This is a genomic window from Ferdinandcohnia sp. SAFN-114, from assembly GCF_059415045.1.
Map to the genome: position 1 here is coordinate 1 of NZ_JBPFDQ010000111.1, position 16,213 is coordinate 16,213.

At 35.6% G+C, this 16,213-nt stretch carries 12 protein-coding genes and 2 pseudogenes; 2 read left to right on the top strand and 12 right to left on the bottom strand.

All coding sequences use genetic code 11. The annotated features are described in order from the left end of the window. Positions 1-62: 62 nt before the first annotated feature. The 8 genes from ACR65M_RS23865 to ACR65M_RS23900 all read right to left on the bottom strand — a co-directional run bounded on the left by ACR65M_RS23865 (position 63) and on the right by ACR65M_RS23900 (position 8,976). Complete coding sequence (locus tag ACR65M_RS23865) at positions 63-2,402, bottom strand: efflux RND transporter permease subunit (protein WP_440274590.1); 2,340 nt, start codon at positions 2,400-2,402, stop codon at positions 63-65. A 2-nt stretch (positions 2,403-2,404) separates the two neighbouring features. Next, positions 2,405-2,749 (bottom strand): MarR family winged helix-turn-helix transcriptional regulator, encoded by a 345-nt coding sequence (locus ACR65M_RS23870; protein ID WP_440274591.1) that lies wholly within the window; start codon positions 2,747-2,749, stop codon positions 2,405-2,407. A 291-nt stretch (positions 2,750-3,040) separates the two neighbouring features. Further along, positions 3,041-4,720 (bottom strand): ABC1 kinase family protein, encoded by a 1,680-nt coding sequence (locus ACR65M_RS23875; protein WP_440274597.1) that lies wholly within the window; start codon positions 4,718-4,720, stop codon positions 3,041-3,043. Positions 4,721-4,763: 43 nt separating this feature from the next. Next, positions 4,764-5,066 (bottom strand): phasin family protein, encoded by a 303-nt coding sequence (locus ACR65M_RS23880; RefSeq protein ID WP_440274592.1) that lies wholly within the window; start codon positions 5,064-5,066, stop codon positions 4,764-4,766. 22 nt (positions 5,067-5,088) lie between these two features. Beyond that, positions 5,089-5,871, bottom strand: coding sequence for a patatin-like phospholipase family protein (locus tag ACR65M_RS23885; protein WP_440274593.1), 783 nt, complete (start codon positions 5,869-5,871; stop codon positions 5,089-5,091). Positions 5,872-6,135: 264 nt separating this feature from the next. Then, positions 6,136-7,077 carry a beta-ketoacyl-ACP synthase III gene (locus tag ACR65M_RS23890; RefSeq protein WP_440274594.1) on the bottom strand — a complete coding sequence of 314 codons (942 nt, stop codon included), beginning with the start codon at positions 7,075-7,077 and terminating at the stop codon, positions 6,136-6,138. A gap of 146 nt (positions 7,078-7,223) precedes the next feature. Continuing rightward, complete coding sequence (locus ACR65M_RS23895) at positions 7,224-7,901, bottom strand: LexA family transcriptional regulator (protein ID WP_440274595.1); 678 nt, start codon at positions 7,899-7,901, stop codon at positions 7,224-7,226. A 499-nt stretch (positions 7,902-8,400) separates the two neighbouring features. Continuing rightward, on the bottom strand, positions 8,401-8,976 hold the full coding sequence (locus tag ACR65M_RS23900; protein WP_440274596.1) for a recombinase family protein: 576 nt from the start codon (positions 8,974-8,976) through the stop codon (positions 8,401-8,403). A 147-nt stretch (positions 8,977-9,123) separates the two neighbouring features. Here ACR65M_RS23900 and ACR65M_RS23905 point away from each other — a divergent pair. Further along, positions 9,124-11,403, top strand: a pseudogene (locus tag ACR65M_RS23905) (Tn3 family transposase); the annotation flags it as partial. Positions 11,404-11,596: 193 nt separating this feature from the next. On the opposite strand, the gene ACR65M_RS23910 reads toward ACR65M_RS23905, so the two are convergent. The 4 genes from ACR65M_RS23910 to ACR65M_RS23925 form a co-directional block, all read right to left on the bottom strand. Beyond that, positions 11,597-12,049: a YrvL family regulatory protein gene (locus ACR65M_RS23910; RefSeq protein ID WP_061794294.1), complete on the bottom strand. Its 453-nt coding sequence runs from the start codon at positions 12,047-12,049 to the stop codon at positions 11,597-11,599. Positions 12,050-12,245: 196 nt separating this feature from the next. Beyond that, complete coding sequence (locus ACR65M_RS23915; RefSeq protein WP_061794293.1) at positions 12,246-12,629, bottom strand: DUF6262 family protein; 384 nt, start codon at positions 12,627-12,629, stop codon at positions 12,246-12,248. Then, a complete protein-coding gene (locus ACR65M_RS23920) occupies positions 12,622-14,658 on the bottom strand; it encodes a tyrosine-type recombinase/integrase (RefSeq protein ID WP_061794292.1) in 2,037 nt (678 codons plus the stop codon). Before ACR65M_RS23920 ends, ACR65M_RS23915 begins: the two co-directional genes overlap by 8 nt. Continuing rightward, positions 14,658-15,749, bottom strand: a complete 1,092-nt coding sequence (locus ACR65M_RS23925) for a tyrosine-type recombinase/integrase (RefSeq protein WP_061794291.1) — start codon at positions 15,747-15,749, stop codon at positions 14,658-14,660. The genes ACR65M_RS23920 and ACR65M_RS23925 overlap by 1 nt, the downstream gene beginning before the upstream one ends. Before the next feature lie 127 nt (positions 15,750-15,876). Between ACR65M_RS23925 and ACR65M_RS23930 the strand changes: the two are divergent. After that, positions 15,877-16,213 (top strand): annotated as a pseudogene (locus tag ACR65M_RS23930) (Tn3 family transposase); the annotation flags it as partial.

The window sequence follows — 16,213 nt, forward strand, 5'->3', positions numbered from 1 at the left end:
AATGTCACAATACTTATCTCAAGTATTGCCATTTTGGAGGTGTTTTATATTGTCTCACTATTTTAGGTTAGTCCAAATACCGTTGTAATCCCAAAGGCTTTTAACATGATAAAATCAGAAAAGATGAGGGTGCTGAATCCACCAATAACTGTTAACGCAGATGCTGTAATCGCACGCCCAATTTTAGTCATAGCCGTTACCATAGCTTCTTGAGATTCTATTCCTTTTTCTTTCTCTTCTTGGTACCTTTCCATGAGTAGTATCGTAAATTCAGTACCTATCCCTAATATCAATGCACTAAGAACAGCAGTTAAGGGATTGATTGCTACATCTAAGAAATACATCATTGCCGCAGACCAACCAATTACAAGCACAATTGGAAGGATTGGATACAACGCTTGTTTTATACGACGGTACAGAACAAGTAAACTTAAAAATACTGCCCCAATTCCTAAGAAAGTTGAGAAGTGGCGGTTATCTGTTAAAGTGCTAATGCTTTTAACTGCAAGAACCATCATACCCGTTGAAGTTACTTCTACACCATCAGGTGATTGTATGTCGTTTTCAATGGCTTCTATTAATTCTTTTTGCTCTTCCATTCCCATATTTTCAACACTAAAAGTAATGGAAGCCATTTTCTTATCTTCTGTGACCATTGATGATTTCATAACTTCTGGAAAGGAAGTGATTAATTGTTCTATTTCATCTTGATTAGAAGGTAATTGACCATCATTCATCATAGCCATTACTGATGCAATGCTTGATGAAGATTCAATAGTATCGTATTTATTAAGCTGACTTTCTTCGAAATTTTTCATCCATTGAAGAACTTCTGGTCTTGTTACATCTTCAGCTTCAACCATAAAATTCACTTCCATTGTTGAACCTATGGTATCTCGAATTTCATTTAAACCTATTAATGCTGGGGAATCTTGTGGCATAAGTTTTTCAATATCTGTTTCCACTCTAAGATTATCTTCAAATGTAAAACCACCAACTGATAGTCCAATTGCTAATAATAAAACAATCAGAGGATAGGCAACAACTTTTCTTGATAACCACCCAAGAGCTTTTTCTATCTTATTAGAATGTTGCTTTTTAACAGAATGCTTTTGTTTTCGGTCACGAATGTTTAAGATCGAAAACATCAAAAATAATTCAAGAACATAAAGGACAAAGACACCAATGGATAACATTTTACCAAAATCTTGAATCATTGGAACTTTAGAAACTAATAAGGTAATAAAGCCTGCTGCCATTGTAATTACAGCAATACCCACAGCTGGTCCCATATGCTTAATTGAAGTAATAACGGATTCTTTAGCATTGCTTGTTTTTGTGAATTCTTCATCGTATCTATTATGGAATTGGATCGCAAAGTCGGCACCAAGACCAATTAAGATTGGAAGAATTGCCATTGTTACCATACTTAGTGGAATACCTAAATACCCCATCAAACCGAATGTCCAAACAATTCCAAGAAGTACAATCGGTAAAGATAATAAGCGCCATCTAACAGGGAACACAATCAATAAGATTACTAACATAAGAACAACTGAAAGACCAAGCATAACTGCCATATCTTTAGTCATGCTATTTTGTATAGCTTGCGTTAGTTTTGGAGTACCTGATACAAGTGATTTTAGTCCATTAATGTCTTTTTCCTTAAATGTATCTTCGACATCAATAACAGCTTGATTCATTTCATCAATGGATAAATTTCCAGCTAATTTTATAACAATAAGTGCGTGTTCTCCGTTTTGTGGTAAAAGTTTATTAGCCATTTCTTGAACATTACCATTTTCATCAAAAAGAACGGTTTTAATAAAATCTTCGTTTGATAAAGATGGTTCGCCCATTTCTGTCATTTGTTTCATTTGAGCACCATATTGTGCTTCTATCTGTTGCATTACTTGTAATTTAGTTTCTTCTGCTACCTTTGCTTGCATCTCTTCCGAAGCACCTTGTTCTTTTGCTACTTGAACAGCTTGATTGATCGCCTCATCAACTGTCTGATTAATTTGTTGTTCAAAGGCTTCCTTCTGTTGCTGTGCTTTATCAACAGCCAACTCAACCATTGAAGCAGGGCTAAATACAGTATCGATTAAAGTATTTTTATTTAACTCTTTTTGTATGGCGTTCATTTCATCAATTGACGCAAGAATCTCTTTTTTGTCTCCCGATAACAATACAAAAATAGATTCACCGCCAAATTGTTCCTGAAAACGAAGATTATCTTGGAAAACAGGGTCATCTGATGGAATCATCATATCTTGACCTGTTTTTACTTCAATTTTTGTTGCTCCAATAACCATAATTACTGTCATTAAGGTTATTAAAATAATAGATAAAAAAGATTTCTCTGTTGTCCATTTACTAATAGTGGAAAAAAATGACTTCACTATTATTCCCCTTTCTCCGAGAACGCTTTGTTTAGTAAATTCATAAACGTTTGTGTTTCTTCCTCTGTCCACTTACTAAAATAATGTTCTAAAACTTCATTTCTTTTTTTGGTGATTTGGTTATATAAATTTTCGCCTTTTTCTAAGAAAGTAAGCCAAATAAGTCTTCTATCGGTTGTATCTCTTTCTCTAACGACATAATCTAATTTAGTCATCTTATCAATTAATAACGATGCAGCTCCTGTTGTAGTACCTAATTCGTTAACTATATCCTTTAAGTTACACTTTTTAGCTTTAGAATATAGATTGAAGTACGATAAATTGAGGGAATGTAATCTTTTCCTCAAAAATGTCTTGTGTTTCTTTTCCGAGACTTCTTATCAAATGCGAATTAAGATAATCAATTTTTACGGGTATTCGGAAATCGTGTGGAAAGAGGGCTAAAAGGAACCCTCTTCCATTGCCTTAGTCAATGTGTAAATATCAGCACCATATAACTTCTCATTATTGGAAATATTCGAAGAAATCTCTACTCCAAGTACGCTATAGGCGAAAAACAATAGTGTAAGAATCTCCGTCCAAATGTGAAACTATGTCTCTGTCCTGTTATGTTTTTCCGGCAAATAAATAATAATAAATCAGAATCTCCCCGATTTGAATATGGAATATAACAGCCAAAGAAACATCAATATAGCTACTCCAAATCCAATTTCAATAGCCGGTATGTTCCAGAGAAGGGTCGATTGCCTACTCAATGCAGAGCCAATAATTAGTCCAACCATAATAATGCTAAAAGCAAGTAAGACAATACTAAAGGATAAACGATTACTAATACGATCTAATTTAGTTAAAAACAGATCAAGTTCGGGAATTGTAATTTCCATGCGCATTTTCCCTTTTTTCAATACGGATGTCAATTCTTGGATAGATTTCGGCAATTCCGTAAGTATTTCCGCATATTCAAACAAGTGGTTTAAAACATTTTCGGCTACCTTTTTGGGGTGATAACGTTCCTTTAACAGCTGGCGACCAAAAGGTTCGGCCACTTTGATGATACTAAGTTCGGGATCTAACTGTTCCACCGTCCCTTCGATGGTAAGAAGTGTTTTTCCCAATAAGATTAGATCTGCTGGAATCTGAATATGGTGTTGATAGGCTACAGAAAAAAGATCATTTACCGCCTCACCAAGACTGACCTGGCTTAAAGGGACATCGTAATACTTCTCCTTTAGCTGATCTACATCCGATCTTAATCGCTGCATATTGACATCATCAGGCACCAATCCCATGCGGGTAATCGCTTTAATCACTCCGTCCGTGCTTTGACGCATCATCGAAATGACCAAAGAGGCAAAATGAGACTTCATTTCCGGAGTAAGGCGGCCAACCATACCAAAATCCATAAAAACGATGACTTCTCCTGGTAATGCTAAGATATTCCCCGGGTGAGGATCTCCATGAAAAAAGCCTTCGATCAAAATTTGATGGAAAATAGCACGAACTAACCGTTCAGCCAAGACCTTACAGTTATATCCTTTAAAATCATTTTTTTTAATTTCGTTCAATTTTTTCCCTTCAACGTATTCCATCGTCAGCACTTTTTGCGTTGAATAATCCCAATATACCTTAGGGACACGAATTTTCGGATCGTTTTCAAACTGTTTATCGACCTTTTCCGCATTTCGTCCTTCAATGGTATAATCCAATTCAGTTCGAAGAGACATGGAAAATTCTTCAACCATATCCCGTATCTGATATCGAGCCGCCCAATTCAACCGTAGTTCAGCTAGCATCGCTAACTCTTGAAGGATTTCTAAATCAGTTTCAATAATATTTCTGATGTTAGGACGTTGGATCTTTACAGCGACTCGCTCACCAGAATTCAAAACCGCGAAATGGACTTGTCCAATAGAAGCCGCCGCAAGGGGAGATTCATGAAATTCTTCAAATACAGAGTCTATCGCCCCACCTAACTCTTGTTCGATAATAGTTTTTACCTCTTGAAATGAAAAGGGAGGCACACGATCTTGGAGTTTCTCCAGCTCATGAATGATGTCAGCAGGAATTAAATCCGGACGTGTACTCGCAATCTGCCCCATTTTAACAAAGGTTGGTCCCAATTCCTCCAAGAACAATCGAACCCGTTCACCCAACGTTTTTGTATGAATCTCTGGATAGTCTTCGACAAATAACCGTTTAGGCAAGGAAAGAAGTTCAAGAAGTCCTAATTCCTTGATCAAAAAACCGAATCCATTGCGGGAAAATGCCGCTACGATATCTCGATAGCGTTGAAAATGTCGAATTCTTTTTTCAAAAATAGGAGACCCTCCTTCCGTAACAACCAGGGTACCATCTTTTATCTCAATCCGGTTTATTTTCTCGGTTCTCTAATTGATCCAACCGTTGTTCCAATCGCTGAATATCATCTTTGGAAGCTAGACTTAATTCACCCAACAATTCTTTGATTCTTTTGCTTATCATCTGATCCAACTCTTTTTGCGTTTCTTCGCCTTTTTGTAATAATTGGTCAACAAATTCTTTTGACTCCTCACGGCTCAATTCCCCTTTCTTCACCCACTCATCTACCATTTTTTCAGCCTGTTCTTTACTCGTCACTACAAGTCCTAATCCTAATGCCATTCCTTTTCTGATCATGTTTTTCATTCTGGGGATCCTCCTCATAAGATTAGTACTTTTTTTTATTGATTAACGAAATCACATCCATGATTTTTTGTTCCGCATCCCGTTCACCAGCTTCTATGCATTCTTTAATCTTAGTAATATCGTATGCTTGAAAATGCCCTACTTGAGGACGGAAGATTACATCTGCAAAACGAAGATTTTTCCGTCTCATTTCAACCATCATAAGGGATAAGGAACGGTTTATCACATCAAACATATTACGTGGCTCTCGTTCTTCGTGTTCCCTTTCCACATCTACAGCCATCACGATATCTATACCTTCATTTCGGGCTATATCTGCCGGCAAATTGTTCAAAATCCCTCCATCCACCAATACCTTGTCATCATAATTGACAGGTGCAAAGAACCCGGGCACGGAAGTCGTTGCCCGAATGGCTAAACTCAAACTTCCTTGATTGAAAATAAAGACCTTCCCCTTTTTTAAATCTACGGCTACTGCTCGGAACGGAATAGGAAGCTCTTCTATTCGGATATCTTCTCCTTTTTGTTCCAGAAATTGAAGCAACATCGCATATACTTTATTCCCTGCAACAAGTCCTCGTTTTCCAATCCCTATATCGACAATACGGTAAGATGGAGTCGTAAGAACAAAATCCTCAATTTCTTCGATATCAAAGCCAGCGGCAACTAACCCACCAATCGCCCCTCCCATACTTGTTCCTGCAATAAAATCAATGGGAACTTGATGTTTTTGTAAAACTTTCAATACACCAATATGGGCTAGACCCCGCACGGCACCGCCACCTAAAGCTAAACCCACTTTCATTATTCTTTTCCTTTCCTATTTACGTTTTTTTAAAGAACAAGTGCAAGATAATGAATGATCGTATGGGAAGAACACAGATCGACCTTCTTCAAAAAAGGCAACGGAAATTTTCCGTGTGGATGCCTTACTTCCTTAGATACCTCTGGTTCCCTTTTTATAGTATAACCTCCCCTTTTAGTCATACCAGTATACACAAAACCCACAAGAGACCCAAAAAATGGTCAATGCAACCCATAGTCCACTTCTGTTAAAGGCAATTTCCCTTTATTTTCCCCACCTTAAACAGACTGCTCCCCATGTCAATCCAGCACCAAAACCAACTAAAACAACAATGTCATTATCGTTGATTGTTCCTTGCTGGATTTCATATGCCAAGGAAAGTGGGATGGAAGCCGCAGAAGTATTGCCATATCGATTCACGGTAACGGAGACTTTCTCTTCAGGAAGAGCAAGGCGTTCCCGTGCAGTTTCTATGATTCGAGTATTTGCTTGATGAGGGATAAGGAAGTCAATATCCTCATTCTTCAATCCGGCTTTTTGAACAACACTTTCCACAGTAAGAGGCATTTGACGAACAGCAAACTTAAAGACTTCCCTTCCACTCATGGAGACCATCGGATCAGCCAAAAGATGTTTTCCCCTGGCCCCATCGGCCCCTAACTCAAAAGAAATAATTCCTCTGTCCTCATAAACGCAGCCGAGTACGATTGCTCCGGCCCCATCCCCAAACAAGACCGCAGTAGAACGGTCGGCCCAGTCAATAATGGAAGAGAATTTTTCTGCGCCAATGACAAGAACATATGGATAAGAACCCGCTTGGATAAAGTGCATTGCCGTCACCATTCCGTAAACGAAACCAGAACAAGCTGCGCTGATATCCATAGCAGGAGTTCCCGAAGGAATTCCAAGTCTTTCTTGAACGACGCTAGCAACAGATGGGAAAGCATAATCGGGAGTGACAGTGGCTACGAGAATCATCCCTATGTCTTTGGGTGATAATCCTGCATCTCTAATCGCAATTTTCCCTGCCTCAGTGGCCATTTCAGAAGTGAGCATTTCTATGGGCGCGTTCCTTCGCTCCAGAATGCCTGTTCGGGAGCGAATCCATTCATCGCTTGTATTTAATTTCTCAGCTAAATCATGATTCGTTACAACATTTTCCGGGAGATATGTCCCAATCCCTAAGATACCTACTCGTTTCACCATGACACCTCTCCAACAGTCATTAAAGCTAAAATTTTGATTTTCATGTTTTCACTCCTCGTAGGAAATAAAATATTTATGACTAAAAACACACAAAAGACCCAAAAACTCGACCAAATAAGTGGTCAATTCCAATCCATTGACCATGGTTACAGTAACCTTTCATTAAGAAAATTGGCGAGCATTTCTTTTTCATTCTCTGAAAGGGTATGAATGTATGTTAAATAACGTGAAACCAATGCGGTTACTTCAACACCAATATCATCATTCATATTTTGTATGATGGTTCCCACGATGGTTCCCACAAACATGGTCAACTTCATTTCGCTTGTTGGAGATCCATGAACCAGATTTTTAATGAGGGCATCAGTTTTTTTTCCCAATCCTTCAAGGTGCAAAAGTAAAAGTCCGATAATATAAGCACAAAACGTGATATGGACTTTGGTAATTGAAATTTCCTCTAAAATTTTCTGAATAGCTTCTCTTCGGCTCAAACAGTTTAACCGAACCAAAAAATGTTTCACACTGGTCTTTGTTTGTTCCCATTCTTCCAGGCTAATTTCTTTAACACGTGTCTCTGTAAATAAATCATACGCTTTCTCAGTTGGTAAATATACCACTTGGGATCTCCCAGTTTCACCCCGATTTAATGCATAATCGCGTGTTAAATAATGCAATTTCTCCAGTTCTTTTACCATGTCATATGCTGTCCATTTGCTCACGCCTATTTTTTGGGCGAGGGTTTCATAATGAACAGGCAACTTGGTTTGTTGGTACAAATCCATAAGTTTATCAAGAAATTGTTTTTTACGTTTGGTCAAATCCACATCTTCACCCCCAAAAGACCCAAAAACATCTTGATTACATAATAGAAGGTATAACCCATATTGTCAATAGATTTCCCCAAAAAATCAAAAAATAAAGATCAATTTTACACTATTTCAAAAACTGTATAACAGAATAAAGGAATATAAAGTGCTGATGAATACCTTTTCCACATGATTATCCGAATACCCACTTTTGTTACTTAACATTTCATTAGAAACTCGTAATCCTTGCTGTTTTATTCTCTGAAAGAGTATCAATATATTTTTATAACGTGAAAACAATTATGTCACTTCAACACCAATATATCATTATCATGTTTTCAACGATATTCCCGACAAATAGTTGAAACAAACGTGGTTAATTTCAATTTCACCTGTTGGAGGGACCATTAACAAAGTTTCTAACATGGGTATCTGTTTGTATGGTTATCGTCCTTCTTCAACTATATGGGTGCTTTAGTTTAAGTGAAAAAATTCACAATGTATCGTGGTTATAATGTTAATTCTTCTCTTCTGATAATTTTCTATATAGCGCAGCCCTAGATACATTTGTGATTTCACATATTTGTTTTACAGTCATATTCCCATCATTATACAACTTTATTGCATAGTTCATCCCTGCATGGTTTTTGTGGTATTTTTTTAATCGCCCTTTAAATTTTCCTTCTTTCTTAGCAAGTTCAATACCTTCTCTTTGACGCATACGAATTAGATCTCTTTCTAATTGATTAACGCCAGCCATGACGGTAATTAAAAATTGACTGTAGGGATTTTCTTCTGACAAATCAAGCCATGTATCTTTAAGTGATTTCAGATTAGCTTTTTGGTTTCTTATGATTTCAATCAATTCAAACAAATCCTCTGTGCTACGAGTGATTCTTGTTAGATCGGTAACATAAATGGTGTCACCTTCCCGTAAATCTCCTAGCATTTTTTGTAATTGTTCTCGTTCCTTTGTTGCACCAGATATTTTTTCTTCATAAATAATATCCATTCCAATTTCTTTTAATTGCTGAATTTGTCTGGCAGGATTTTGACCTACAGAACTTACTCGAACATATCCAATTTTCCTCATTTTCCCCCCTCATTTTTGAGACAAGTCTTATGAGACTATCTAACACCTTATATTATCAGTATTCTAAACTTGTATCAATAGACTACACTCTATTGGTATATAATTGTACTAATAAACTGAATAATTGTAGAGATGGGATGATACAATATGAAAATTGCGAGAGGAAGAGAATTACTTACTTCAGATCAAAGACTAGCTCTTATGCAAATCCCTGAAGATGAGTGGATATTGGGAACCTACTACACTTTTTCCAAACGGGACTTAGAAATCATTAATAAGCGAAGGAGAGAGGAAAACCGTTTAGGGTTTGCTATTCAATTAGCAGTGCTTCGGTATCCCGGTTGGCCATACACCCATATTAAAAGTATCCCAGATTCAGTCATACATTATATATCGAAACAAATCAGTACCACACCATCTTCGCTTAGTCATTATCCTCAAAGAGAAAATACACTTTGGGATCATTTGAAAGAAATTCGAAGTGAATACGGATTTGTAACTTTTACTCTGAAAGAATATCGAATGACATTTAAGCATCTTCATCAATTAGCTTTGGAAAATGGTGATGCCATCCATCTATTACATGAATGCATAGATTTTCTAAGAAAAAACAAAATCATACTGCCTGCAACCACTACAATTGAAAGAATGGTGTGGGAGGCAAGGGCAATGGCTGAAAAGAAGCTATTTAATACGGTTTGTAAATCTTTAACAAATGAGCAAAAAGAAAAACTTGAAGAGATCATTAACTTGCAGCATCCATCTGAATCCAATAAAACGATATTGGGTTGGTTAAAGGAACCACTGGGTCATCCTTCACCCGAAACTTTTCTAAAAGCAATAGAACGACTCGAATACATACGAGGAATGGAATTAGAAACGGTGCAAATTAATCATTTTCATCGCAATCGCCTATTACAGCTGTCTCGCTTAGGTTCTAGATATGAGCCTTATGCATTCCGTGATTTTCAAGAAAATAAACGATATTCGATATTGACCGTCTATTTATTACATCTTACTCAGGATTTAACCGATAAAGCTTTTGAAATTCATGATAGACAAATACTCAGTCTGTTGTCGAAAGGTCGTAAGGCTCAAGAAGAAATTCAGAAACAAAATGGTAAAAAGCTGAATGAGAAGGTTATACACTTTACGAACATCGGACAGGCTTTGATCAAAGCAAAAAAGGAAAAATTAGATGTTTTTGAGGTCTTAGAATCTGTTATTGAATGGAATTCTTTTGTCTCTTCAGTAGAAGAAGCACAGGAACTTGCACGACCTGTAGACTATGATTATTTAGATTTATTACAAAAAAGATTCTATTCACTTAGAAAATATACACCGACCTTATTAAGAGTATTGGAATTTCATTCTACCAAGTCTAACGAATCACTTTTGCAGGCTGTAGAGATTATACGTGAAATGAACGAATCTGGAAAACGAAAAGTACCAAAAGAAGCCCCTGTAGATTTTGTTTCAAAACGTTGGAAAAAACATCTGTATGAAGCTGACGGGACAATCAATCGTCATTATTATGAAATGGCTGTCTTAACTGAATTAAGAGAGCACGTTCGATCTGGCGATGTGTCTATTGTGGGTAGTAGGCAATATCGAGATTTTGAAGAATATTTATTTTCAGAAGATGATTGGAACCAAAGTAAAGAGAGTACAAGGTTATCAGTTAGTCTTAATTTCGAGGGATATATCACAGAGCGAACAAAAAGTCTAAATGAGAAGTTAAAATGGATGTCTACTAATTGGAACAAGTTAGAAGGTGTATCACTTGAGAAAGGAAAACTTTCACTTGCTCGTTTAGAAAAAGATGTTCCAGAAGAAGCAAAAAAAATTAGTGCCAACCTTTATCAGATGCTACCAAGGATAAAATTAACCGATTTACTTATGGACGTTGCTCATATAACAGGATTTCATGAGCAATTTACTCATGCTTCCAATAATCGAAAACCAGATAAAGAAGAAACCATTATTATCATGGCTGCTCTTTTAGGAATGGGACTGAATATTGGATTGAGTAAAATGGCAGAAGCAACACCAAGACTTACGTATAAACAACTAGCTAATGTATCTCAATGGAGAATGTATGAAGATGCCATGAATAAAGCCCAAGCCGTATTAGTAAATTTTCATCACAAATTACAATTGCCTTTCTATTGGGGCGACGGTACAACATCTTCGTCAGATGGTATGAGAATGCAGCTAGGTGTTTTATCACTACATGCAGATGCAAACCCACATTACGGAACTGGAAAAGGAGCCACCATCTATCGATTTACAAGTGATCAATACTCATCTTACTACACAAAGATTATTCATACTAATTCAAGGGATGCCATTCATGTTTTGGATGGTTTATTACATCATGAGACAGATTTAAACATAGAAGAACATTATACAGACACGGCCGGTTATCAATACCTTTTTGTAAAAAAATTAAAATTATTATGTGTTCTTTCATTGTAGACATGTACTTAACGAAAGATTTAAAAATGACTAACGATTTAAAGTCGTTAGCCATTATCTTTCACAATCGCGCTCGATTGTGGAAGATTTTAAAAAATAATAAAGCTTCAAAATTAATCTTTAGTTATTACTAACGCTTCCTTTACTTTTGAGAGCCAAATTTATTCTCTATTTCCTTGAAGTCTTTGCTATCAATATCTGGTGGTTCTTTATCATTTTCTCTTAATGTCCAATTAAAAAATCCAGAAATCAATGCAAATATGAGTGAACCTTGCGAAGCAATCTCAATATTCACCATAAATGTATCGAGTAACTCCATTAACACAAAAGTGAGACCTGTATTCAAAATAAATGACAACCAGCCGTTGCTTGATTGAATAATACCAACAGATCTCAAAGCTTTTGGTATCGCATTTGTAATGAGTGAGAGAGGTATTTCAAGGAATACATACATAACAAAGAAAAATACTAAAGCACTGATTGAATTATATTGTAATCCGAGTAACCTTAAAAATATGTATTCAAAAAAGGTAATACCAAACAAAATTATTAGTACGATAGATGTACAGATAACTATTGTTTTAATTTTATTTATCTTAAACGACTCCTTCCTAAATTTGCCCGTTAATTTAAGTACAACGCTTCACAACCTCTCTTAAATTTTATCATTATATTCAATTTTCTTTAAAGCTATTGTTCCAGAAAATGGCCCGATTGCTGAATACAACTTATCTTTTAACGGCATTGTCATATTACACAGAAAATCAAACAGGGAGGGAAAATCGTAGATCTTAAATTCCCTCATAAATCTTCCCAAATTTAATTTTCATTTGTTCTTTAATTTCTTTATTTTCCTTCTCTAAATCTTTGATTCTCTTCCGTAAGGAAGAAATAATTACATCTTTAGATGCGTCACTCATATTTCTTTTAGCTTGTTTTATTGAAGGGAGACCTTCTTGTTGATTGCGAAGTGTTTCGATTCGTTCTCGGAGTTCTGTATTTCTGTATAGAAATGCTTTTGAAACCCCTGATTCTGCAGAAACAGAGTTAAAATTGATTTTTATTTGTTTTTTTATCATCTTTTTGATCGCTTCTTCAACTTTTTGAATGGTCTTTTCCGTTTTTAACTTTGCATGTTTTATAATACCTTCGGTATTTGGGTTTTCATTAGACATTTTGCATCACCTTCTCACGTTCATCTCCAACATACTCACGCCTGGTTTTATCTAAACCAAAGATACCACCAGTATGTAGTAAACCATTTGCTAATTCTTTATATCTTTTTAATTTGGGCTCAATTAACTCAACGGAACGTAACCTTCCGGATTTTTTGTATACTCCAATATCAGCTTCCATTTTAGATATCTGTTCTTGGTAATAGTCGAGAAACGTCTTGTCAACGTGAAAACTTCGGCAGTTGTTTTTAATACAGGGTGGTTCTAATGTCTGTTCAAGAAAATCACAATGAAGTTTAGGGCTTTTTACACAAAACCCATGATCTAAACGAATGGAGTCCATGTTATGACGTATCCATTCCAGTTCAACTCCGTTTTCTTCAGCCTGTTGAGCTAAATTAGCGACAATAACTTCTCCATGTGTATCTAGTCTTACTGCGCCAATATCGCGAGCCTTTTCCCATTCATCACGGAGTGTTTGATCATGAATTTGGGCATAGACTAACGTCATTTCAGGACTGGCATGAGCCATCAGTTTTTGAACATGAAGAATATTCATTCCGTTATTAATCAAATTAACACCGTAACGGTGTCGGAACGCATGATTTTTAAACCAATAAATTTCTCCATCTTTGTCCTTAATATTACATCTGTTAGCTAGTTTATTAAGGTTCAACTTAATGGAATCTTGCGATATGGGATTACCCATCCTTTTCCCTTTAAGTGTTGGAAACAAATATTTCTTAGGGTTCGTGTCCAAAGTTGATCTCTTTTTTGTAAGTTCTTGCTGCGCTAGGACCACATTTGCAATTTCCTCTGAAATAGGAACTTTATGATTTTTATAACTTACTTTTCTTTGATCTCCGATAATCCACCAGCCATCTTCTTGATTTACTAAGCAGTCAATTTTAAGTGATAAAACGTCACTTATTCGAAAACCTGTAGCTTCCATTAGAAGAATTATAGGTATATGATCTGAGGAAAGTTGGTTAATATGGTAAATTAACTGTTCCCATACTTCATCCGGGATATATTTAATTTCATCAGCTTTTGCTCTTTTCTTTTTAGGGATATCTTCAATTGACAATAGTGAAATTACTGACTTTGTCGGAGCTTCTTCCCATTCGAATTTCTGTATGTATGAGATAAACGTTTTAAGGTCTATTAAAAAACGATTTACATAATTGTGATCTGGATTAATTAAATATTTTCCCTTTTTAATAGTGGAATGTCGCAAGTATTCAATGTACTCCTCAATATCCATTCTGGATAGCTGGTTTAATTCTTTCCACTCAGGATGTTTACCCTTCAAAAAGGTGAAGAAAAACGAAAGTCTATTTAAATAACATATTGCTGTAGAAAAGCTAATGGATTGCTGAACAACTAGGCGAGTCTTTATATATTTTTTAAATAATTGTCTATAAGGTTGTGGAACCTTCGAAAAGTCTAATGAATATCTACTAATTGTATTGTTATAATTAATATTCAATTTTCGTACATCCCAACAATCCTTGTCTGTTTCATCACGTTCATCATAAAGCTGATAATAAAATTCATAAACTTGAAGAAAGAGTCTAATATACAAAGATGGTTGAACTGTTGGTGACAACCATGGTGATGACTTTTTCCGGTGTACAATTTCAACTGATTTTCCATTCTCTACAAGAAATGTTCGATATTCTGTTAGAAACTTTTCCTTCTGTATATCAATAATAGAATCTAAATTGGCATAGTATCGAGAGATGAATTCTGTAAAAATTTTAAGACATGGAGAATAATGCATGAAAGCATAGGTAATCGAAATCCTTGTCTCCTTTAATCCCTTATAAAAATAGTATTTTAATTCATTTTTCAATCTAAGATTGTGTACCTTATCAAAAATCAATTTTCTATTCCAATCATAATGTTTATCCAGGATGGGACATTCTTGTACATTCCATACATCATTTGCCCAATATCCATGTAATGGTTCATTTATCTGTTCCAGATGGTGGGGAAGGGGTTTTATTTTCAATGTACTCTGTGTCATTATTTATCTCTTCTTCCTATTTTTTTGTTTGATTGAGCTTGTTCCCAGCTTCCACGTATGGTTTCATCGGATGCATGGATATAAGTCTGTATCGTTGTTTGAACGTGTGCATGCCCTAATAATCTCTGTATGATGGCAATATCTACTCCTGCTTCATGTAACTCTGTGGCATATGTATGCCGAAGCATATGAGGGGTAAAATCTATTCCTGTTTTTTTCTTCATCCGTTTAATTAAAGAACGTACAGAACCATCAGTCATTGGTTTACCACGATTTGGTCCAGTTAAGGTGATAAACACATAATTGCTATCAATTTCGTAAGAATGAAAGTCTATTAGATAATCTTGAAAGAGATTCATAGTCTCAATAGATACATAGACTTTTCGTTTTTCTCCATCGGATGTTTTGGATCTCCTAACCGAAATAGCATTTTTACCAATATCAAAATCCTCTACCCACAGAGAAAGGGCCTCTCCAATACGTAATCCACCTTCATATAAAATACGGAACAATAATTCATCCCGTATATTGCTGCAAGCATTATGAATTACTTGTAATTGGTTTTTATTTAACGTTTTAACTGTACGCTTTGGCTCCTTAACTTTTAAAATGTTTTTATCATAAGAATTCCCTTTTGTAATGTGATGGAGGAAGGGTTTAAACGTCCTAAAACGCCCTGGGGCCTGCTTTTTTAATTGATTATTTACATTTCCCACGTAATCCTCATTACGAGTCAAATAGTCATAGAATCCTATGACACAAGTTATGATGGTATTGACTGTTCTTTCTGATCGTTTAGCTAAGGTTTCTTCAAAGTAAATGACTTTTGTAGATTGATCGGGAATTCTCAGCCAACCGATGAATTGAGCCAAGATATCAAGGTTCACTTCTTGATATCTTAACCGACTTTCCTCTAGGAATTGAAAATAAAGCTTTAGATGGTAACAGTATGACTTTAGTGTATTTTCAGCTTTTCCAATGTTATCTAAATACTTTATATACTTTGCAACCGGTATGACCGGATAGCCTCTCTTATCAATTAACAGATATCTTTTCTTCTCTTGAATGAGAACTTCTTGTACTTTCAACATTCCACCCCCTAATTCGTAAGATACTATATATTCATAAATTTAATAGTACAAATAATAATTCTTTAATGAAATATAAAAGAAGTAGTTACTATCGCAAGATACGTTAATAACTACTTCTAATACTAGTACAATTAAGGCCGGTTACACGGATCAAGTTTTCGGATTAAGTCATTTGTTAGGGTTTCGTTTTGCACCAAGACTAAGAGATATAAGTGATGCTAAATTATATACCGTTTCTTCTCCTAACGATTTTCCAAACATAAAAGGCATACTTCGAGGTAAGATTAACACAAACGTTATTAAAGAGAATTTTGATGATGTATTAAGGCTAGCACATTCAATTCGAGAAGGAAGAGTTTCTGGATCATTAATCATGGGGAAATTAGGTTCGTATGCAAGACAAAATAAAATAGCTACAGCTCTTCGGGAGATTGGAAGAATTGAAAAAACAATCTTTATTCTTG

Excerpts from the sequence above, each read along its gene's own strand:
- ACR65M_RS23880 (WP_440274592.1), bottom strand. The coding sequence starts at position 5,066 with ATGAAAAACATGATCAGAAAAGGAATGGCATTAGGATTAGGACTTGTA.
- ACR65M_RS23885 (WP_440274593.1), bottom strand. The coding sequence starts at position 5,871 with ATGAAAGTGGGTTTAGCTTTAGGTGGCGGTGCCGTGCGGGGTCTAGCC.
- ACR65M_RS23890 (WP_440274594.1), bottom strand. The coding sequence starts at position 7,077 with ATGGTGAAACGAGTAGGTATCTTAGGGATTGGGACATATCTCCCGGAA.
- ACR65M_RS23900 (WP_440274596.1), bottom strand. The coding sequence starts at position 8,976 with ATGAGGAAAATTGGATATGTTCGAGTAAGTTCTGTAGGTCAAAATCCT.
- ACR65M_RS23915 (WP_061794293.1), bottom strand. The coding sequence starts at position 12,629 with ATGTCTAATGAAAACCCAAATACCGAAGGTATTATAAAACATGCAAAG.
- ACR65M_RS23920 (WP_061794292.1), bottom strand. The coding sequence starts at position 14,658 with ATGACACAGAGTACATTGAAAATAAAACCCCTTCCCCACCATCTGGAA.
- ACR65M_RS23925 (WP_061794291.1), bottom strand. The coding sequence starts at position 15,749 with ATGTTGAAAGTACAAGAAGTTCTCATTCAAGAGAAGAAAAGATATCTG.